This window comes from Thiomicrorhabdus xiamenensis (genome assembly GCF_013282625.1).
Taxonomy (GTDB): domain Bacteria; phylum Pseudomonadota; class Gammaproteobacteria; order Thiomicrospirales; family Thiomicrospiraceae; genus Thiomicrorhabdus; species Thiomicrorhabdus xiamenensis.
In genome coordinates this window covers 198,644-220,109 of record NZ_CP054020.1, presented here as the reverse complement: position 1 = coordinate 220,109, position 21,466 = coordinate 198,644, and the positions used below count along the sequence as shown (strand labels likewise).

Genomic DNA, 21,466 nt, shown 5'->3' with positions numbered 1-21,466 from the left:
ACCAAACGACAAAGAATTAAGGTAAAAGCATGTTATTAATTCCTGCAATTGATTTAAAAGACGGCCAGTGCGTACGTTTGCGCCAAGGTGTTATGGAAGACGCAACCGTATTCTCGGGCGATATTGTCGCCATGGCTGAGCGCTGGGTTTCACAAGGCGCACGCCGCCTGCATATGGTCGACCTGAACGGCGCTTTTGACGGCAAACCGGTCAACGATTCGGCGGTTTATCAGGTTCGCGAAGCTTACCCGGATCTGCCGATTCAGATCGGCGGCGGTATTCGCGACCTTGAAACCATTGAAGCCTATCTTAAAGCAGGTGTCAGCTACTGCATCATCGGAACCAAAGCGGTACACAACCCGGAATTTGTTGCTGAAGCGTGTAAAGCCTTCCCGGGCCACATCATGGTCGGACTGGACGCCAAAGACGGCATGGTCGCTATCAACGGCTGGGCCGAAGTGACAGACTACGAAGTGAAAGCCCTCGCCAAACAATTCGAAAACGACGGTGTGGAAGCCATTATCTATACCGACATCGGCCGCGACGGCATGATGCAGGGCGTCAATATCGAAGCGACTCAAGCGTTGGCGCAAGCGGTCAATATTCCAATTATCGCTTCAGGCGGAATTACCAATCTGGACGACATCCGCAACCTTGCAACCATCGAAGCGGACGGCGTTACCGGTGCAATTACCGGGCGCGCCATCTACGAAGGCTCCTTGAATTTCCAGGAAGGCCAATCTCTATCCGATGAACTGGCGCCAAAGTAGGACAAACCGATATGAGTTTAGCTAAACGCATTATTCCCTGCCTGGACGTGGATGACGGCCGAGTCGTAAAAGGGGTGCAGTTTGTCGATATTCGCGACGCCGGAGATCCTGTTGAAGTTGCCAAGCGTTATGACGAACAGGGCGCCGACGAAATCACCTTCCTTGACATTACCGCGACGGCTCACGGCCGCGAGACCACAGTCCATATGGTTGAAGAAGTTGCCAGCCAGGTTTTTATTCCGCTGACGGTGGGCGGAGGCATTCGCAAAATCGAAGACATCCGCACTATGCTGAATGCCGGAGCCGACAAGGTGGCAATCAATTCGGCGGCCATCTACAACCCCGAGTTTGTTAAAGAGGCTTGCGACGCTTTCGGATCACAGTGCATTGTTCTGGCTATCGACGCTAAAAAAGTCAGCCTGCAAGGCGAAGCCGACCGCTGGGAAATCTTCACCCACGGCGGCCGCAAAGAGACCGGAATTGATGCGCTGGAATGGGCCGAGCGCATGGAAGCCTACGGAGCCGGCGAACTGCTGGTTACCTCGATGGATAAAGACGGCACCAAAAGCGGATTTGATCTGGAACTGATGCAGGAAATCACTTCACGAGTCAAAATTCCGGTTATCGCATCCGGCGGTGTCGGCAATCTACAACACTTGGTTGACGGCGTTAAACAAGGCGGTGCCGAAGCGGTATTGGCAGCCAGTATTTTCCACTTCGGCGAATTCACCGTACAGGAAGCCAAAGAAGCTATGCAAGCGCAAGGAATTGAAGTTCGCTTGTAAACAGCCTTACTGGAGGAAAGAACGTCTCTGAACACCGAAACCAGGCACGTTCATTCCCCCGAACCTGAATGCTTCAATCAAAATGGAACAGCCATGAGTCAGAAAACAATATTACAGCAATTGGATGAAGTGCTTGCGGCGCGCAAGGATGAAGCGGCAGACAAATCCTATGTCGCCAGCCTGTACGCCAAAGGCACCGAAAAGATCCTCAAAAAGATCGCTGAAGAGTCGCTTGAAGTCGCTATGGCCGCGAAAGATCACGACAACAGTCAGAGCGAACAAGATAAAGAACACCTCATTTACGAGGTAACCGATTTGTGGTTTCATAGCCTAGTTCTCTTAGCACATAAAGATATCTCTTCAGAGGCTATTACGAAAGAATTACAACGTCGCTTCGGCTTATCCGGCCACGACGAAAAAGCGAGCCGAGACGCCTAACAGGCAGTTTCAGGCACTGTTTAGATTTACAGGAAGGATCCCTCCATGAATCAGGAAAAATCGATTTTCAGCAAAATCATCGACCGGGAAATCCCCGCCGATATCGTCTACGAAGACGACAAATGTATCGTGATCCACGATATTAACCCCAAAGCACGGGTTCATCTGCTGATTATCCCCAAAAAACCGATTGATACCTTGTTCGACCTCAAACCGGAAGACCGGGATCTGATGGGACACATGATGCTGCTTTTACCGCAGCTGGCCAATGCGCAAGGGCTGGACGGATTCAAAACACAAATCAATACCGGTGCTTCCGGCGGACAGGAAGTCTTCCATATTCATATACACTTAATGGGTAACTAAGCGCACAATAGGTTACACACTAAGAAAAAGCACTTAAAAACAGTTTCTTAGCTGCAAGCATTCAATTGCCACCAATAAATTATTTTTGTGCAATTAAATTGGTGAATTTGATATTATTAGCGGCTACTGATATTTTGGGCTTGTGCTTAATTCGAACCGAGCACAGCAAAGCAGATAACAACCGGAGTTAATACCATGGGAATCAGCATTTGGCAGCTACTTATTATCCTTGCCATCGTTTTAGTTTTATTCGGTGCTAAGCGTCTTCGCAACGTCGGCAGCGACCTTGGCGGCGCGATCAAAGGCTTCAAGTCCGCTATGAAAGACGAAGAAGCTAAAAAAGACGAAAAGGCTGACGCTGATAAGCTGGAACAGAAAGACGGTGAAAACGTCTTTACCGTATCAGCCGAAGAAAAGAAAGCTGAAGACAAAAAAGACAAAGCTTAAGCTGTTGGCGCCAACGAAATCGTTGGCCGTACGCAGTTTGCAACAGGTGGAATAGGCTAGGTGTAACCAACCATGTTTGATATTGGCTTTCTTGAACTTCTTATGATTATGATCATCGCTCTGATCGTCATCGGTCCAGAGCGTATGCCTGAAGTTGCCCGAAAACTGGGAAGTTTTATGGGCAAGACCCGTCGTTTCATCGAATCGGTCAAACAGGAAAATCATGTTCAGGAAACCATTAACGACTTTAAACAGTCGGTCAACCTGGAAGCGGAAAAAGAGAAACTCGACAGTCTGCATAACGACCTTCAAGAAAGCCTGAATGTCGGTATCGAACAATCCAAAATGGATGACTTCAATTTGGATGAGTTCGAACGCCCTTTCGGCGGCAGTAACGACAATGGAAGCTCTTTCAACCGTGCACCGTCACAGCCACAAGTTCCGGGTGCAAAAAGCGAAGATAACAATGTGACCGCGCAGTCAAACAGCGACGCACAGAACACCGAAAGCCGTCCTCAGGCTGCGAAAGAAGCGGCAAAGCCGACTTCCAGCGCACCAGCATCTTCGTCACCGGTAACTTCAACCGCCAGTAGTGAAAATACGACCACGCCAGTGGCTTCTGACTCTAGCAAAAGTTAAACACATCTATGAGCGAATCGGCGCTACCACCTAATGATAAAGAGATGACACTGGTTCAGCATCTGCTGGATCTGAAAACCAGTCTGACTCGCGGTATTCTTGCGATTCTGGTCTTTTTCCTGTGTCTGTTTCCTTTTGCGAATGAGATTTATACCTACATCGCAGATCCGCTGACGCGCTATCTACCGCAAGATACCAGCATGATCGCGACAGCGGTTGCCTCACCTTTCCTGACGCCGTTCAAGTTAAGCTTCGTCCTGGCAATCTATCTGGCGATGCCCTTCCTGCTTTACCAGCTATGGCGCTTTATTGCACCGGCACTTTACAGCCATGAAAAGCAGTTGGTTGCACCGATTCTGTTTTTCAGCTCATTCCTGTTCTATGCCGGCGGCGCCTTCGCTTTCTATGTTGTTTTCCCGCTGGTATTTGGCTTCTTATCGACCACGGCACCTGAAGGGGTCACCGTAGCAACAGACATCGCAGCCTACCTGGATTTTGTCATCAAGATGTTCTTCGCCTTCGGAATGGCTTTTGAAGTTCCGGTCGTAACGGTTCTGTTGATATTGACCGGTATGGTCAGAGCGGACAAACTCAGTCACGCCAGACCGTACATTATTGTCGGCGCATTCGTTATCGGCATGCTTCTGACGCCACCGGACATCATTTCGCAAACACTTCTGGCCGTTCCTATGTGGCTTCTTTTCGAACTCGGCTTGCTGGTCGGTGCTTATGTCGTTAAGAAACGTGTGCAAAATAGCGAAGAAGAGGAAGACGAGGAGTTCTACCACAACGAAGACGACTATAATGCCGCCCAGGCGAAAAAATCAGCTTCGGAACAGAGCTCCAATTCCGTGAACACTGCAACGGCAAAGAAAGCATCTGACGAGCCGGAAATTGAGTTCGATGACCGCTATGCCGATCAGGTTGATGATGATCTCGACTGGGATGACGAGTTCGATCGCATCGACTCCGAAATGCAGAAGTTGGAACGCGAGTATGATGAGCGTACCAAGAAAAAACAGGATTCCGATAAACCGGAAAACGCAAACTCGCCGAAACCAGATGCTCAGGACAAAGAGCCGCAGGAGTCAGCAAGTGAGACAGGCGATCAGTCGAAAAACGAACCGTCGGATACAACGGATAGTAAAAAGCCTTAAGTCGCCATTCAAGAACGCCCGCTCCATCACTGCGGGCGTTTTTGCATTTAGCGCTCTGCTATTTTTGCCGCCTTGCCCGGCTCAACAAGCCGCTTCTCCGCTTGCACAGCACCCCAGCCTCTATCTGGCCATGCACGCCAATGATCCAGTAAACTGGATGCTGTGGCAGAAAAACGCCCTGCAACTTGCCCAGCGCAACAATAAACTCATCCTGCTCTCCAGCGGTTATTTCTCCTGCCACTGGTGTCATGTCATGCAACAAGAGGTTTATCAAAACCCGTCTAGTGCTCAACTGCTGAACGACAGATTCATCAGCATTAAGGTAGATCGGGAACTGAATCCGCAGCTCGATAGCCAGATGCTTGAGTTTGCCAGAAAATACCACGGCTCGGCGGGCTGGCCGCAACATCTGATTCTTACGCCCGACGGCCTTCCCATTACCGCCTTTACCTATCTGCCGAATGCAAAACTGCAAAAGTTACTCACGACTGTGGATAAGTTGTGGAAAGAATATCCGGATAAAATCCATAAACTGGCAAAATCCGCCATTCCCGATAGAAATCAAACTGTTACAGAGTGGAATCCGCTTCGATTCCAGAAGGCACTTTATCAACAGCTTCGCGAACGTATGGACGAATTCAGCGGAGGCTTAAACGGTAGCAATAAATTCCCTAAAAGCCCCTTGCTGCTGGCACTTATCCAAGAGAAATCACTTCCTGAACCAATCGAAGACTGGCTCCTTTTGAGCTTACAGAAAATGGCTGGCGAACACCTTTTCGACCACCTGTACGGCGGGTTTTTCCGCTATACAATCGATCCGGAATGGCAAATACCGCATTTTGAAAAGATGCTGTACGACAATGCTCAACTGCTGCAACTCTACCTGCTTGCGGATTTACGCTGGCCAAATCACGGATTTGCCGCCACGGCTGAAGCGACCCTGCGCTATCTACGCGAAACGCTGTATTCGCCGCGGCTCAAACTCTACCTTGGCAGCCAGTCGGCAATCGACTCCAAAGGGCACGAAGGCGGTGGATACCTCTTCAGCAAAAGACAGCTTGCCGCAATTCTTCCCGAAAACGCTTTGCGACAGGTGCAAACGGAATGGTTTGCATTTCCGGAGCCCTTTGCATCCGGTTATCTGATTAAGCCAACCTCCCACAACTGGGAGGCCATCAGAAACCGACTGCTACAGAAACGCCCCAAACCTGACATGCCGATTGACAGCAAAGCCATAACCGGCTGGAACGCCTTGCTTTTAAAAGCACTGCTGACGGCCGAAATATGGCGTTCACAACAAACCAATCTTGACGCTACGCCCCATCTGGCAAAATCACCCGAGTATGCACAGGAATTAGCAACCGAGTTATTGGCTTTAAGCCGACGACAACAGATACCACGTGCTTTGACCGACCCTGAGACGTCACAGGGACTTGAAGGCGAGGCTACGCTTTCCGATTTGAGCTTTCTATGGGATGCGCTGAAGGCTTGGAAAAAACGGCAACGGATGGACCTCGGCCTTTCCAATCTAGAAAGGCAAGTGAAGAAATTTAAAACCAGTGACGGCTGGGAGCCTTCACACCAACTCCGCCTCTATCCGCAATCATATTATGTGTTTAAGGATGACGCGATTCCGGGCGGGAGCGTCAAACTGGGCTGTGACTTTATCGACATAAAAATCGACCGCACGGACTTTTATCAGAACCCCATGCACTACGCCTCTTACCTGCTTTTGGATAAATACCGCTAAGAGCCCTGTTTTCTTTTACAATGGGCTTGAATTAACGCAAGAGAACGCTGTTAGAGGAAGCAATGGGCTTTTTGATTATCGCTTTTATTCTGCTGTTTGCCATTACCACTCTGCCGAATATCTGGACCAAATACATTCTCAACAAGCATCGTACACCGCACCCGGACATCCCCGGTACGGGCCTGCAATTTGCCGAACACTTGCGGGACAAGTTTCATCTGGACATTCAGATTGAAGAAACCGACCAGGGCGATCACTATGATCCGATCGCTAAAACAGTGCGCATCTCTTCCGCCAACGCACACTCCAACTCCTTGACCGCGATTACCACCGTCGCCCATGAAATCGGTCACGCCCTGCAAGACCGTGACGATTATCAGCCGCTAAAACAAAGAACGGCCCTGGTGGAGAGGGCCGCGATCATGCAGAAATTTGCCGGTTTTGCACTGATGGCGACACCGGTTCTGATTCCGTTAATGCATACGCCGATGGTCGGATTGATTACTTTCGGTGCCGGCTTTATCGCCATGGGGGTTCCGGTCATTATCCATCTGAGTACTTTGCCGGTAGAGTTTGACGCCAGTTTTGCCCGCGCCCTGCCGTTGTTGAAGGAAGGGCAATATCTGGGCAAGAAAGATCACAGAAGCGCCAAGAAAATTCTTTTTGCCTGCGCTATGACTTATGTCGCCGCCTCGCTTTCCAGCCTTTTCAACCTGTGGAAGTGGCTCAAGGCGCTGAAACGTTAATCCTTCGCTTCGGCAGAAACACCGTTTTCCAGCTGTACCGTTACATGATGAATTTTATGTTCGTGGTGCAGGTAGTCTTTGATGTCAGCCAACGTCTGTTCATTGATATGCGACATGTCGGTTCGGGCATGCAGGGTCATCATCACCTGATCCTCGGCAATCGCCCAGATATGAATGTGATACACCTCTCTGAGGTAATCAAAACGCGCTTCGAGGTCTTGCTTGATTGCGGCAATCTCATAGCCGGCGGGAACGCCCTCAAGCAGAATATGCGCAGACTCGCGCGTCAGTCGATAAGCGCCGACACCGATAATGGTCGCCATTAAAATGGAGAGAATCGGATCGATCGGCGTCCAGCCGGTGTAGTAGATCAGAATCGCCCCCAGAATGACCGCAACCGATCCCAGAGTATCGCCCAGAAAGTGCAGCGTCGCCCCACGCATATTCATATTATGCTGATCCCCGGAATGCAGAATCCAGAACACCAGTAGATTATTCAGCAACCCGATTACCGCGATCACGAACATTTCTTTGCCCATAATCTCCTGCGGCTGAATAAAGCGTTCAATCGCCATGAAAATGATCCCGCCGACAATCAACAGCAATGTAAAACCGTTGACGAAAGCGGTCAGAATCTGAAAACGCTGATAGCCAAAGGTCATGCGCTCATTGGCTGGACGTCGCGCGATGTGAAAACCCCACCAGGCAATGGCCAACGCCATGGCATCGGTAAGCATGTGTACCCCATCAGCGACCAGAGCAATGGAATTGACCCATAAACCGCCGATAATCTCCACCAGCATATAACTGGCGGTAATAATCGCCGCAATCATGATTTTTTTCTGGCTATGGCCGCTGTGCTCTGCAACATGGTTGTGCTGCCCGCCAAAAGACTTGCTACCGACGGAATGATGGTGACTGTGCATTGACTACTCCCAGCCTGAAATTATGATTATTCGGTTTTTGCAATGACCCAAGCCGCAATAAACTCGGCGTCACTCTGCTGTTTAAGTTGCTCAGCCAAAGATTGAATAGTGGCCCCTGTGGTCATCACATCGTCCATTATGGCCAAGCGCTTCAGGCCGTTTAATTTCTGCGTATCCACTTCAAATGCCCGGCGCAGATTACGCTTGCGTTCAACAACATCAAGATGCGTCTGCGACGGCGTGTTTTTGACTCTGCGCACCGCATTGCGAACAACTGGCAAACCCAAACGCCCGGCCACGATACGAGCCAAAAGCTCCGCCTGATTATAGCCTCTTTCACGGCGCCGCAGAGGGTGAACCGGTACCGGTACAATCGCTTCGATACGCGAGTTCAATAATTTCGCCTCGATCTCTTCAAGGTACAGCTCGGCAAGCAGACGGGCATTTGCCGTCTGCCGATGATATTTCAAATCATGGATCAATTCGACGATAGGTGGACGATAAAAGAAGGCAACTTGCGTTAGATCAAATGCCGGAGGTGACCGCAGGCATTGTCCGCAAATCTGGCCGTCAGCAGAAATTCCGGCACAAACGGGACAGATCGAATGGACTCTGGGAAGCCGGCTGCGTTCCTCTGCGGATAAATCCAAGCCGTCTCCCACGGCGTTGCTCAGAACCGATCTCGGCGGGATCAGCCAGGCTTCTAACCAGTGCATATCTGTATCAAGACTCAATACTGCTTACATATTATTAAGCTATAATACTCCGACTATCGAATATTTAAACAGTTATAAGCACGGAATTTGGATTATGTTAGACGCCGCTCTGGAACAAAAAATCGGTCAGGTTCGTCACGATTGGACGCTGGAAGAGATTCGAGCCATTATGGATCAGCCTTTCAACGATCTGATGTTTCAGGCCCAGACTGTTCATCGCGCCAACTTCAACGCGAATGAGGTGCAAACCAGCACACTGGTCAACATTAAATCCGGCGGCTGTGCCGAAGACTGTTCTTACTGCTCGCAAAGCTCCCGTTACGACACCGGTCTTGAAAAAGAGAAAATGATGGCCGTTCAGGAAGTCGTCGACAAAGCGCTGGCAGCCAAAGAAAAAGGCGCAACCCGTCTATGTATGGGTGCCGCTTGGCGTAATCCGAACAAGAAAGATTTCCCGATCGTTCTCGACATGGTCAAAATGGTCAAGGGGCTGGGCATGGAGACTTGCCTGACGCTTGGAATGCTCGACGAAGATCAGGTTCAGCAGCTCAAGGACGCCGGTCTGGACTACTACAACCACAATCTGGACACCTCCGAAGCCTACTATCCGAAGGTCATTACCACCCGTACTTTCCAGGATCGTCTGGACACCATCGACAAGGTGCAAAAAGCGGGGATCAATGTGTGTTCCGGCGGGATTATCGGCATGGGCGAAGCCCATAAAGACCGGGCCGAGCTGTTGAGAACCTTTGCCAATATGCACCATCACCCGAGTTCGGTACCGATCAATCTGCTGGTTCCGGTTGAAGGCACGCCTCTGGAGCATATGCGCGGCAAAACCGATTCTTTCGAATTTATCCGCGTCATCGCGACAGCACGTATTCTGATGCCACACTCTTACGTGCGCCTGTCTGCTGGACGAATGGAACTGACCGACGAAGCACAGGCTTTGTGTTTCCTTGGTGGAGCCAATTCGATTTTCTACGGTGACAAGCTATTGACCACCGACAACCCTGAATCGGATCACGACACGGTTCTGTTTGCCAAACTCGGTATCAATATGCAGGCTGATCGCTCGGCAATCAAATCCGACGAAAAATCCGCCTGATTCCGCCATGGCGATAGAAACAATTCAACAGCGTTTTTCCGACAGACTGAAAACACGCCGTAGCGAACACCTCTATCGCCAAAGACCCCTCGCCTTCGGCCCGCAACAACCGCAGATGCAAATCAACGGTCTTTGTTGCATCAACTTCTGCTCCAACGATTATCTTGGACTGGCCAATCACCCGCAAATCAAGCAACGCCTGATCGCCGCTCTGCAGAACGACGACATCAGCTACGGTTCCGGGGCCGCGCATCTGGTCACAGGGCACCATCTTGAACACCATCTTCTGGAAGACGAGCTAGCCGACTGGCTTGGCGTCGAACGCGTCCTGCTGTTCTCGACCGGTTTTATGGCTAATCTGGCTGTGCTGGAGACTTTCGCTCAAAAAGGCGATGTGATCCTTGGCGACAAACTCAATCACGCCTCACTGGTCGACGGCGCCCTGCATTCGGAGGCCGAATTCAAGCGTTACCCGCATGGCGACATGACTGCATTGGAAAAACGCCTACAACAAGCACAGGCCAAAGAGCAGCAAGCCGTAATTGTCACCGACGGGGTTTTCAGCATGGATGGCGATCTGGCACCGCTGCCGGAGATTCAGGAACTGGCTCGAAAATATCACGCATGGCTGATTATCGACGATGCCCACGGTTTTGGCGCTCTTGGCCAGGAAGGCAAAGGAACACTTAACCATTTTAATCTCGAGACCGATTGCAACACTCTGCAGATAGGTACTCTGGGTAAAGCGTTCGGCTGTAGCGGCGCCTTTGTCGCCGGTAGCGAAACCGCCATTGAAGCACTGATTCAGTTCGCACGCCCGTACATTTACACGACGGCCAGCCCTCAGCTTAACGCCGTTGCGGTACGTCAGGCATTGCGACTGGTCAAGAGCGCCGACAAAGAGCGTCGCCACCTGCAAGAGTTGATTCAACAGTTCCGTCAAGGTGCACAGCAAATCGGCCTGAAACTGTGGTCGTCGCCGACAGCGATTCAGCCAGTCATGCTCGGTGCCAGTGAAACAGCTATGAGATGGTCGGAAGAATTAAAGCAAAAAGGCTTCTGGGTCGCGGCCATTCGTCCGCCGACGGTCCCGCAAAACCAGGCTCGTCTGCGGATTACTTTCAGTGCCTCACATACTGTCGAAGAGGTTGATGCCCTTCTTCAAGCATTGGATGAAATCCATCGTCAAGAGTCCTCTGCAAAAGTTTAATTCCCTTAACGGCTGTAGGCTAAATGGTTTTTTTTATATAAAATCAATTCTAAAACAGCCAGACAGGTGCAGCATGCGTTCCCAAACAGTCATCCCCCTGATACTGCTTATCGGCAGTTTACTCGTCAGTTCCTGCAGTAATAATCCAAGTCGCCAAGCACAGCTGGACGATTTCCTGAGCGACTCGGATCACTTGATTGTTTACTATGCACAACCGATCAACCTGGATACTCAGTTATCCGACTTTAAAATGGATCCAGCTACATTAAAACTTCGACAGGCTTACCACACTGAACAAGAAAACCTGCGCACCATCGACGCAATAAAGCAGGAAGTTCCGGCACTCGAAGATGGCACCGTGATCCGCAAAAAAGACTGGTCGATATTGAGAGAAAAAGAGTTTGCACCGGAAACACTGGTTTGGTTTGTTGACCTGCGGGCGCAAGCGAACTATTCACGCTTTCCGCTTAAGCTTGATCATTTCCGCATTACCTACACTCTATCGGCCAAAGTTCTGCCTCTGAGTCAGTTTCTGGATGGAAACGCGACTCTATCAATGAGCAGTACCTTGTGGCAGAACGTCTGCCAGTTCAAGGCAGAAAACGGCAAATTCTTCTCCGTCGAAGATTGGACTCGAAACGACGCACAACGGTTGCAGAACAGCCTGCAGAAAATGCGCCAAACCTGCATTCAAAAGTTGCAAGAGGCTCTGTGATGGCTCTTTACAGAAAAATGCACCAAGGCAACCACAAAACAGCACCTTTTCAGGGCGCAAATCTCAAAGCAGCGACAAGACGCTTATAAAAAACTGCTTAAAATAAACATAAGACACTGTTTTATAAGTGTTTTTTGTTATTTGCACATCTATTGGTTTAAACCTGTATAAAAAACCATAGATGAGGCTCTGATTATGCTCGAATACCTCAAAGACTACCCGGCCGGCGATTACTTTGATGAAGCTGTGGCTGAAAACAACACGCCCCGTACAGCAGCCAAACCGCTACTCAAACAATTCGAAAATACGCCTTTCAACTCGCTTCAAGAGATGCAGAGCAGCGCTGAAGTCGCAATCGCCAATATGGGCATCTCCTTTACCGTATACAGCGATAAAGGGAATATCGACCGCCTGTGGCCTTTCGACGTGTTTCCAAGAACCTTGTGCAGCCAAGAATGGAAACAGATCAGCGACGGCCTTAAACAGCGCCTGAAAGCGCTGAACCGTTTTATCGAAGACGTCTATAACGAACGTCAGATCTTCCAGGCCGGTATTATGCCCGAAGAAATCATCACCTCTTCAAAAGACTTTCGACCGGAATGTTGCGGAATGAAACTGAAACACAATTCCTGGGCATCCATCTGCGGGTCCGATCTGGTGCGAGATGTCACCGGCAAAATCTACGTTCTGGAAGACAATCTACGCGTTCCGTCCGGAGTCTCTTATATGCTTGAAAACCGCGCAGTGATGAAACAGGTCATGCCCGAAGTTTTCAACGATATGAATATTCTTCCGGTCGATCAATACCCGATGCAACTGCTGTCGATGCTGCGTTCCCTATGCCCTTACAAAACCGATAATCCGGAAGTGGTCGTGCTTACGCCGGGAATCTTCAATTCAGCCTACTACGAACACGCCTATCTGGCGCATGAAATGGGTGCCGAACTGGTCGAAGGCTCAGACCTGGTGGTTCTTGAAGATAATTGCGTGTATATGCGCAATATCGAGGGTCTTAAGCGTGTCGATGTCATTTACCGCCGTATCGATGACGCTTTTCTGGATCCGGAAGTTTTTCGCGAAGACTCCTCTCTGGGCGTTCCCGGCCTGATGCGCGCATGGAAAGCCGGCAAGGTCGCGATTGCCAATGCACCTGGCTGCGGCGTCGCTGACGATAAGGTAGTCTATGCCTATGTACCGGACATGATTCGCTTTTACCTCAACGAAGAGCCTCTGATTGAAAATGTTCCCACCTACCTTTGCAGCCGGGAAGAGGAACGCAACTATGTTCTCGAGCACCTGGATAAATTAGTTGTCAAACCGGCCAACGAATCGGGCGGTTACGGCCTGCTGATTGGCCCTAAAGCCAGCATGGAAGAGATCGAGACTTTCCGCCAACTGATTCGGGAAAACCCGAGAAACTATATCGCCCAACCGACGTTGAATATCTCCACCGTACCAACCGTATGCGACCAAAGCCTCGAGCCGCGACATGTCGATCTGCGACCGTTTATTCTGCTGGGCGAAAAAACGTATGTGACGGCCGGCGGCCTGACACGAGTCGCATTGAAAAAAGGATCTCTGGTGGTCAATTCATCTCAGGGAGGCGGTTCCAAAGACACCTGGATCGTCGTGACAGAGGAGGAAAACTAATGCTTTCAAAAGTCGCCGAACGCGTATACTGGCTGGCCCGATATATCGAACGTGTCGAAAACACCGCTCGTCTGGCCAAAGTTCACTCACAACTGATGCTTGATCTACCCAAGTCGGTTAAGCTCAGCTGGTATGGCCTGGTTCAGATCACCAGCAATGAAGATTATTTTGCCCTGCATTACGACAGCCGTAGCGAACAGAATTGCATGAAGATGCTCCTGAGCGATCGTAACAACCCGGCATCGCTGATCTCATCGCTCTGGTGGGCCAGAGAAAATATCCGTACCACCCGCGATATTCTGCCGCGCGAAGCCTGGATTCACATCAATGAGCTGTACGTCATGGTTAAAAACCATCAGGAGGATTTCGCCACCCGCACCAAACGCAACGAACTGCTGTCGAAAATCATTCGTGCCTGTCAGGCATATACCGGCATGCTTGAAGGCACCATGAGTCATAACGAAACCTATCGCTTTCTGAAACTCGGAATGCTCATCGAACGTGCCGATATGACAACCCGATTGATCGATGAGGGAGGACTTTTTGTTGCCCAGGAACACTTTGAAAAGGATGATGAGTCTTATTTTGATGCCATACTGTGGGCGAATCTGCTGCGCTCGATCAATGCCTATTTTATGTACCGCCAGCAGTATCAAACCGAAATATCCGGTCAGGAAGTATTGCAGTTCCTGACTCAGGACGAAGAGTTTGCCCGTTCCATTAGTTACTGTCTTAACGAAATGTGCTGGTTTATGCGCAAACTTCCAAACCCAGAACCGATGCAGAATGCGCTAAAATCCCTGCAACAGAAAATCAGCGCCGAACAGAAATTAATCATAGGAAGCAATGAACTCCATAATCACCTTGACTGGATACAAAAAGAGCTGTCGCAAATCAACCGACTTCTATACAGCACCTGGTTCAATCCCAAACAAGTCGCCTGACCCCGTATGAAACGATTCTATTGCGTATGCGGAGAGGAAGTGTTCTTTTACGATCACGTCTGCAAAAGCTGTGGGCGCGATCTTGCCTATGATCCTCAGATAGGAACCATGTGGAGCGGCGAACTTGTCCAAAACCGCTTTATCGCGCATACCGGCGATAAAAAGCAATCGCTTGACTTCTCGGTCTGCGAACATCGCTCCGCCGATGTCGGCTGTAACTGGCTGCTGTCGAATACCGACAGCAACTGCCAATGCATTGCCTGCCGAACAACCCGCACGATTCCCGATCTGAGCCATGAGAAAAACCTCAACCGCTGGTTTCGTCTGGAACGCTGCAAGCGTCAGCTGTTTCAGACCCTTATCGCCCTCAGGCTGATCAATGCACGTCGTCCGGAACAGATCGCAAATCTGCAATTCGATTTTCTCGAAGATAAGCGCAGTAACCCGAATATCGACCTCGAACATGTTTTGACCGGGCATTCTGACGGACTGATCACGCTCAATGCAGCCGAGGCCGACGAAGGCTTCCTGCACACCATGAAAGAGCAGATGCAGGAACGCTACCGAACCCTGCTGGGCCACTTCCGTCATGAAATCGGCCACTACTTCTGGGGTAAACTGTTTGCAACCGACGATCAGAAGGCAAAATTCCGCGAAGTCTTCGGCGATGAACGTGAAGATTACAATGAAGCTCTGGAACGCTATTACCAGCAAGGTAAACAAAACCATTGGCGCGGCCGTTACATCACTCCCTATGCCAGCAGCCATCCGCATGAGGACTGGGCTGAGACCTGGGCCCATTATCTGCATATAGTCGATACTTTGCAGACGGCTCAGAGTTACGGACTAAGCGTTTACGATCCTCAGGAACATAACTTCGATCACTGGTTCTCGGAATGGCATAGAGTGACGCAGGTAATGAACGCACTCAATCGAAGCATGGGGGTCTCCGACCCCTATCCATTTAAGGTCTCGGACATCGTGCAAGGCAAGCTGCGCTTTATAGACGAAACCATTGCCGCCTATGTGGCATCGATCAAAACACCTCCAGAATAAAACTGGACAAGTAAATGCTTTGTCGCTACGGTGACTGGAAAATAAATTTTATAACGACTCTCATATTCGCGGAGCATCTCTATGCAGACGATTAACCAACTGCTGTCCACCGCCAGCGGATGGGCTTGGGGCCCGGTCATGCTGACCCTGCTTTTAGGCACAGGAATTTTCCTTTCATTCAGACTCGGTTTTTTGCCTTTACGCAATCTCGGCAAGGCATTCAAAATGCTGTGGCGCGGGCGGCATTCGGATAAAGCCGGAGATATCCCGCCGATGAGCGCACTCTTTACCGCGCTGGCTGCTACAGTCGGCACGGGAAATATCGCCGGGGTTGCTGCGGCACTGTTTATCGGTGGGCCGGGCGCTATTTTCTGGATGTGGGTTACCGCTCTGATCGGTATGGCGACGAAGTATTCCGAAGCGGTTCTCGCCGTGCACTACCGAGAAACCGACGAAGACGGACGTTATGTCGGCGGGCCTATGTATTACATTAAAAACGGTATGGGCGATAAGTGGAAACCTTTAGCTTTCGCTTTTGCACTTTTCGGAACCATCGCCGCCTTCGGCATCGGTAACATGGTTCAGGCAAACGCCGTTGCCGGTGCTATGCAGAGCGCTTTTTCAATCGACAATCAATACACCGGTCTCGCCCTGATGGCGTTGATCGGTCTGGTTATTTTCGGCGGCGTCAAGCGAATCGCACACGTCGCCACGGCACTGGTTCCTTTAATGGCCGCGTTGTATGTCGGTGTTTCACTCTGGATTCTGGCACTGCACTGGGACGCCCTTCCTACAGCTGTAAGCACTATTATCGGCAATGCTTTCACCGGAACGGCTGCAGCCGGTGGCTTCGCCGGAGCCAGCATCATTCTGGCAATCCAGTTCGGTATTGCACGCGGCGTATTCTCGAATGAAGCCGGACTCGGCTCCGCACCGATCGCACACGCCGCAGCACAAACCGATAACCCGGTACGCCAGGGGCATATCGCCATGCTTGGAACCTTTATCGATACCATTATTATCTGTACCATGACCGCGCTGGTCATTATGGTCACTGGCGTCTGGACCAGTGGTGAAACCGGTTCCGTCCTAACCTCCATGGCTTACACTCAAGGCATCGGTTCCGATTTAGGCGCAATGCTGGTCGCCGTCAGCTTGGCGGTTTTTGCTTTCACTACCCTGCTTGGCTGGAGTTACTATGGCGAGCGTTGCGCCGAATATTTAAGCAACACGCGAATCATTACGCCGTACCGCATACTCTGGGTTATTGCTATCTTTGCCGGTGCAGCCCTGTCGGATTACTTCAATACCGTACTGATTTTGGCGGATCTTCTTAATGCCCTAATGGCAATTCCGAACCTAATCGCCCTGCTGGTGCTGTCTCCAATCGTTGTGCAACTGACAAAAGCGTACTTCCATACAGGAAAATCCCAGCGCCGATAAACGTCTTCTCTCGCAGTGCGTCTCAAGGAGACGCACTCTTTATCGATTTAGCCGACGGTGCTTGACCTTTATCGCAGAAAGCCAGAAGATAAAGGTTTCTCAGGTATCGTCTCAAAGCTTTTTTATGCGCGAACTCTTTGCTGTTTTTAAAACCCATCCCTGGATAAGCGGACTGCTCATCTTTCTGGCCCTGTTTATTCCCACCCTGCCTATCGCTGTGCAATACGGGGCGATCTATGCCTTGGAAAAACAAACAGGACAACAAGTCGATATCGGCAATGTCGACATCAATCTTTTTAACGGCAAAATTGCTGTTTATAACATTAAGCTGCAAAACCAAACTGAAATTACAAAAATCAAAGCATTTGAGGCAGATTTACGCCTAAGTAAACTGTTTGAAAAGCGCCTGCAGTTTGCCGAAATCAAGTTGATCGGAACCCAGCTGCCAGTCGAAATTATTCAAGACGGGGATCAACAGAGTTATCAAATCGCCGGCATCCCCTTACCGCAAAGCAGTTCGGACGATCAGCAAGAGACAGCAGTGGCAATCGATTTCGGTGTCGACCGTTTAACTGTCAGCAATTTCCAGTTAAATCTGATTCAACAAGAGAAAAAACAACTCTACCAAATCCGTTCTTTGACACTTGATGAACTTTACTCATGGGATAAGGACTTCGCTCGCCTGAAACTCAATAGCGCTCTGAATCAGCATAAAATCAACGCCAATCTGCAACTCCACCTATTCAGTGAAGTTCCTAAACTGGTTGGAACATTCAAAGTACAAGAGTTAAACTTAGCCGACATCCAAAACTGGTTGCCTTTTACCGCCTCTGGACAACTGGACGGCGAACTGACTTTTACGCTGGAACAGCGTCAGAATGGATTAACCCTCTATCAGTACAGTGAAATCACCATGCAGCAGGCCGAACTTCAGATTGAAGATCAAAATATCGCCGGCGAAAATCTGCATTGGAAAGGCGATGCCCACTATTTCCACGGAGACATCCAAGGCGTCAAGATAGACGGTAAAATCGAGGGGAATGCACTCAGCTTCAAACAGGAATCCGCCGATGGAAACCTGCAAGCAGGCAGCAACCTTAGTGCGGACATTCACCTTGCAGGCCAGTTAAACCACAACACCAAAATTCGTCAATCAGGGCAAGTTACGCTAACCGATCTGACAATCAAACAGACCGCAAAAGCAGAACAGCAAACGACAGCAACGGACATCAACTATCCGAAACTGGCCTATAACGGCGATATCGAATGGTTTATGGACAGCATGAAACTGCGACTCGACGGCCGATTAAAAGGTGAAAAACTTAAACTCGGTCAAGCCCATGAATTTACCGATAAAAGCGCCCAGAAACTGTCTGTATCGTTACCGCTTTTCGACTTCAAAGGACAGCAAGAGGTACTTATTGCCGATAATCTGGAGCTGTCCACTACCGGCTCCCTTAATCTGGACAACCTCGCCATCCAGCAGAGCGAGTTCAATGTTTCACGTGAAAAGGTAAACGAACTAAAGGTACGCAATCAGCTGCAAGCGACGCTGAACCTTAAGGCGGAGCTAAACGAAGCAGGCCAGACATTGCAACAAAACGGCAGCATTAAACTCCGCCAGCTGGATCTTGAACAGAACAGCAACCGCGTGCAAACTCCACAAATCGACTGGAATGGAAAAATCGGACTAATTGCTACAGATAGCCAGCAAAAACTGGATGTCAAAGGAAAGCTCAAGGCTGTGAACTTAGCCGTTGATTCCGAACAAGCTCAAATAAACAACAGTTTGAATGCAGACTTGAACCTCAAACTAAACAACTCCCCAGACGCTTTGCAGCTCCAGCAAAAGGGGAACGTCCAAGTCTCCGACCTGTCGCTTCAACAAGCCGGTCTACTTCAACAAGCCGCCGAAGCAATCTATCAAGGCGATATCGACTATCAATTGAGCAAAAGCAACGCACCGGAGCAGGCGGCACCGCAGCATGTAACGCTAAACGGTAGATTTAAACTCTCCGGTTCCCAGACACAAATCCCGCAATCAGCAACATCGGAAGCCTTGGAAATTGCACATAATCTGGATAGCGATTTCACTCTTAACCTTGAAATGAACGCCCAAAAAACGCTTGTTGATTATCAGGGGAAAGGGACCATCCAAGCCCTGAAACTGAATCTAGGAAAGCAAACCAGCGCGATAGAACGCCTCAATTGGCAAGGCAATACCCTGCTTGACCAAACATCAAGTGAAGCAAACCCTACTATACAGCTAAGTGGAAAAATCAAACTCAACGCCGAACGAATTCACTTCGGCGACACCCGTCTCATGCCTCGCAAACCGGCGGTCAGCATTCAGAATCTGGACTTAAAACAATTAACGCTCACTTCTCTTGAGCAGTTTTCGCTGCAAAATCTGGATATCCGCAACATCCAATTGCAAGGCTACCAAAATGCGCAAAAAGTACCGCTGAACCGAATTGGTCGTTTGACTCTGGATCGGGCAAAAATCCAAACCACCCCTTCGATTGAGGCCAAACTGGGCAATATCGCGATTAAGGACACTTTGACGCAATTAACTTTGGATAAAGAGAAGCAGATTGTACAGATTTCAGCGCTTAAGAAGGCCTTGGGGATCGAAGCAGAGCAACCTGCCAAATCAGCAGAACCGACAACAGAAAAAACGACACCACAAGCGAGCGCACAACTCGCATTCAACTCGCTGCAGTTCACAGGTAACAACGCAATCAAAATCGAACTGCAAAGCGAGCAGAAACCAATCCACAAAGACATCAACATCGAAGTGCTTGAGGTCAGCGCATTTGACAGCCAAAAACCACAGAATCTCAGTGATTTCCGACTGATCGCCGCAGTAGATGAATTCAGCCGCATAGAATCCTCCGGCAAAATCAGTCCTTCAACCTCACAAATCAATCTTGATGCGCAAACAAAAATCGACGGCCTGTCGCTGAATGACTTTTCGCCGTTAATCGAAGAAGCGATCGGTTACAAAATTGATAGCGGGCAGCTGTCTGCAACAATCGACAGTCTGATCAAACAGAACAAGCTCGACATCAACAATAAAATCAAACTCTATAAATTCAAACTCAGTAGCGCAGATCAGGCAAAAACCGACGAGTTTAATAAAAATTTCAATGTTCCTCTGGAGATAGGGCTGGACCTGTTACAGGATAAAAGCGGCAATATAAAATTGGATCTGCCGATCAACGGCGATCTGGAAAACCCGAATTTCAGTATCAGCAGTATTGTTTCCAAAGCACTGAATGGTGCACTGGGTAAAGCGACCCGAACCTATCTTCTGCTCGCACTGCAACCTTTCGGAGCCATCGCTTTGGTCGGTGAACTAGCGCTTGACCAGGTCTCCGCCGTCAGACTGCAGCCGGTTACATTCCTTGAGACCCGTGCCAGCCTGAGTGAAGAAATGCAACAATATCTGCAAAAAGTCGCGACTTTGCTAAAATCCCGCGGCAACGTGCAAATCAAACTGTGCGGCGGCGCCAGTGAAAACGATCGTGCCGCGTTGATCGAAATGACGCGAGCCAATCAGGCCGAACGCCAAAAACAGCAGGACAGCGAGATTGTTATCCGCGACGAGCGACTGCTGGCACTGGCTAAACTGCGACAGTCGGTCATCAAGCGTTACCTGATTAAACAGGGCGTTAGCACCAATCAGCTGGTTCTGTGCCAGCCGAAAATCGATCCCGAAAAGGCCGCACCGAAAGTCGATCTGGGCATTTAGCAATCAAGCGCGGCGAACTGTCGCGTTCACCCTATAAAACTGCAAACAGGAAAAGTCGAAAAATGCTACAGGTTACATCGTTCGGACAGGGAGAGAACCTGAGTCTGATTCATGGATGGGGCGCACAAAATGCGATCTGGCAGGAATGGGCGGAAAACTATCTGGCTGCGCATTTCCGGGTGCATTTAATTGAACTTCCGGGCTTTGGCAACAGCCCTAAAGTGGCCGATCAGGCAAACGACCAACAACTGGCGGCGTCATGGGCCAGCGAAATTCTGCAGGCGCTGCCGAAGAAAACCCATCTTCTCGGCTGGTCTCTTGGCGGCCTCCTGGCTCAACAGATTGCCATTCAGGAACCACAACGCATTGAAAAGCTGATCTGCCTTGCTTCGACTCCACGCTTTACTCAGGGCGATGACTGGCGATGGGCTGTCTCCCCGAAACTGATGGGCGATTTCATGCACTCCATACAAGCCGACTCCCTGGCAACACTCAAGAGTTTCTGGACCTTGCAGATGCAGGGGAGCGATGTACCGCGCCAGCAGATCCGTCAATTCGTCAAACGTATGAACGAGTATAAAATACCGTCGCTCGGTGGACTGACCCAAGGCCTGCGCCTGCTGAAGTACTTCGATTTTCGACCTCAGGCCGGAGAGATAAAACAGCCAATGCTCTGGCTGCTCGGTGAGCATGATCCGTTGATTCCGCAGGAATTTATCAGCGAATTCAGTACAATACAGCCTCAGGCTCAGGTACGCATTCTGAGCGGCGCGGCACATACGCCGTTTGTTTCGCATCCGCAAGATACTGCGCAAGCCATCATCTCATTTTTGACTTTAGAATAAT

General features: G+C 49.9%; 20 protein-coding genes. 18 read left to right on the top strand and 2 right to left on the bottom strand.

The genetic code is table 11. From position 1 onward, the window contains the following. Positions 1 to 29: 29 nt before the first annotated feature. The 9 genes from hisA (at position 30) to HQN79_RS00950 (ending at position 7,098) form a co-directional block, all read left to right on the top strand. A complete protein-coding gene (gene hisA / locus HQN79_RS00990) occupies positions 30 to 770 on the top strand; it encodes a 1-(5-phosphoribosyl)-5-[(5-phosphoribosylamino)methylideneamino]imidazole-4-carboxamide isomerase (protein ID WP_173283846.1) in 741 nt (246 codons plus the stop codon). Between the two features lie 11 nt (positions 771 to 781). Further along, positions 782 to 1,555 (top strand): imidazole glycerol phosphate synthase subunit HisF, encoded by a 774-nt coding sequence (gene hisF / locus HQN79_RS00985; RefSeq protein ID WP_173283845.1) that lies wholly within the window; start codon positions 782 to 784, stop codon positions 1,553 to 1,555. Between the two features lie 93 nt (positions 1,556 to 1,648). Next, positions 1,649 to 1,993, top strand: coding sequence for a phosphoribosyl-ATP diphosphatase (locus HQN79_RS00980; protein ID WP_173283844.1), 345 nt, complete (start codon positions 1,649 to 1,651; stop codon positions 1,991 to 1,993). A 45-nt stretch (positions 1,994 to 2,038) separates the two neighbouring features. After that, positions 2,039 to 2,359 carry a histidine triad nucleotide-binding protein gene (locus HQN79_RS00975; protein ID WP_173283843.1) on the top strand — a complete coding sequence of 107 codons (321 nt, stop codon included), beginning with the start codon at positions 2,039 to 2,041 and terminating at the stop codon, positions 2,357 to 2,359. 195 nt (positions 2,360 to 2,554) lie between these two features. Continuing rightward, positions 2,555 to 2,806, top strand: a complete 252-nt coding sequence (gene tatA / locus HQN79_RS00970; RefSeq protein WP_173283842.1) for a Sec-independent protein translocase subunit TatA — start codon at positions 2,555 to 2,557, stop codon at positions 2,804 to 2,806. Positions 2,807 to 2,878: 72 nt separating this feature from the next. Further along, the gene (tatB, locus tag HQN79_RS00965) at positions 2,879 to 3,445 is read left to right on the top strand and encodes a Sec-independent protein translocase protein TatB (RefSeq protein WP_173283841.1); all 567 of its coding nucleotides are present in this window, start codon (positions 2,879 to 2,881) and stop codon (positions 3,443 to 3,445) included. 8 nt (positions 3,446 to 3,453) lie between these two features. Then, entirely contained in the window at positions 3,454 to 4,602 is a 1,149-nt protein-coding gene (gene tatC, locus HQN79_RS00960; RefSeq protein WP_173283840.1) for a twin-arginine translocase subunit TatC, read from the top strand. Then, positions 4,541 to 6,352, top strand: coding sequence for a thioredoxin domain-containing protein (locus HQN79_RS00955; protein ID WP_173283839.1), 1,812 nt, complete (start codon positions 4,541 to 4,543; stop codon positions 6,350 to 6,352). Before tatC ends, HQN79_RS00955 begins: the two co-directional genes overlap by 62 nt. Positions 6,353 to 6,414: 62 nt before the next feature. Beyond that, positions 6,415 to 7,098 (top strand): zinc metallopeptidase, encoded by a 684-nt coding sequence (locus HQN79_RS00950; protein ID WP_173283838.1) that lies wholly within the window; start codon positions 6,415 to 6,417, stop codon positions 7,096 to 7,098. Here the strand turns inward: HQN79_RS00950 and HQN79_RS00945 are convergent. Further along, positions 7,095 to 8,024 carry a cation diffusion facilitator family transporter gene (locus HQN79_RS00945; RefSeq protein ID WP_173283837.1) on the bottom strand — a complete coding sequence of 310 codons (930 nt, stop codon included), beginning with the start codon at positions 8,022 to 8,024 and terminating at the stop codon, positions 7,095 to 7,097. The two genes, HQN79_RS00950 and HQN79_RS00945, sit on opposite strands and share 4 nt — an antisense overlap. A gap of 26 nt (positions 8,025 to 8,050) precedes the next feature. Further along, positions 8,051 to 8,740 (bottom strand): ComF family protein, encoded by a 690-nt coding sequence (locus HQN79_RS00940; RefSeq protein ID WP_173283836.1) that lies wholly within the window; start codon positions 8,738 to 8,740, stop codon positions 8,051 to 8,053. A gap of 94 nt (positions 8,741 to 8,834) precedes the next feature. Here HQN79_RS00940 and bioB point away from each other — a divergent pair, with 94 nt between their 5' ends. The 9 genes from bioB (at position 8,835) to bioH (ending at position 21,465) form a co-directional block, all read left to right on the top strand. After that, positions 8,835 to 9,848, top strand: coding sequence for a biotin synthase BioB (gene bioB / locus HQN79_RS00935; RefSeq protein ID WP_173283835.1), 1,014 nt, complete (start codon positions 8,835 to 8,837; stop codon positions 9,846 to 9,848). Between the two features lie 7 nt (positions 9,849 to 9,855). Then, positions 9,856 to 11,058: an 8-amino-7-oxononanoate synthase gene (gene bioF, locus HQN79_RS00930; protein WP_173283834.1), complete on the top strand. Its 1,203-nt coding sequence runs from the start codon at positions 9,856 to 9,858 to the stop codon at positions 11,056 to 11,058. A gap of 73 nt (positions 11,059 to 11,131) precedes the next feature. Beyond that, positions 11,132 to 11,773 carry a hypothetical protein gene (locus HQN79_RS00925; protein ID WP_173283833.1) on the top strand — a complete coding sequence of 214 codons (642 nt, stop codon included), beginning with the start codon at positions 11,132 to 11,134 and terminating at the stop codon, positions 11,771 to 11,773. 195 nt (positions 11,774 to 11,968) lie between these two features. Continuing rightward, positions 11,969 to 13,423 (top strand): circularly permuted type 2 ATP-grasp protein, encoded by a 1,455-nt coding sequence (locus HQN79_RS00920; RefSeq protein ID WP_173283832.1) that lies wholly within the window; start codon positions 11,969 to 11,971, stop codon positions 13,421 to 13,423. Beyond that, positions 13,423 to 14,367 carry an alpha-E domain-containing protein gene (locus HQN79_RS00915; protein ID WP_173283831.1) on the top strand — a complete coding sequence of 315 codons (945 nt, stop codon included), beginning with the start codon at positions 13,423 to 13,425 and terminating at the stop codon, positions 14,365 to 14,367. Before HQN79_RS00920 ends, HQN79_RS00915 begins: the two co-directional genes overlap by 1 nt. 6 nt (positions 14,368 to 14,373) lie before the next feature. Further along, positions 14,374 to 15,423, top strand: a complete 1,050-nt coding sequence (locus HQN79_RS00910) for a zinc-binding metallopeptidase family protein (protein ID WP_173283830.1) — start codon at positions 14,374 to 14,376, stop codon at positions 15,421 to 15,423. Positions 15,424 to 15,504: 81 nt separating this feature from the next. Then, positions 15,505 to 16,866, top strand: a complete 1,362-nt coding sequence (locus HQN79_RS00905) for an alanine/glycine:cation symporter family protein (protein WP_173283829.1) — start codon at positions 15,505 to 15,507, stop codon at positions 16,864 to 16,866. A 124-nt stretch (positions 16,867 to 16,990) separates the two neighbouring features. Further along, entirely contained in the window at positions 16,991 to 20,620 is a 3,630-nt protein-coding gene (locus tag HQN79_RS00900) for a DUF748 domain-containing protein (protein WP_173283828.1), read from the top strand. A gap of 62 nt (positions 20,621 to 20,682) precedes the next feature. Then, entirely contained in the window at positions 20,683 to 21,465 is a 783-nt protein-coding gene (gene bioH, locus HQN79_RS00895) for a pimeloyl-ACP methyl ester esterase BioH (protein ID WP_173283827.1), read from the top strand. Position 21,466: the final 1 nt, after the last annotated feature.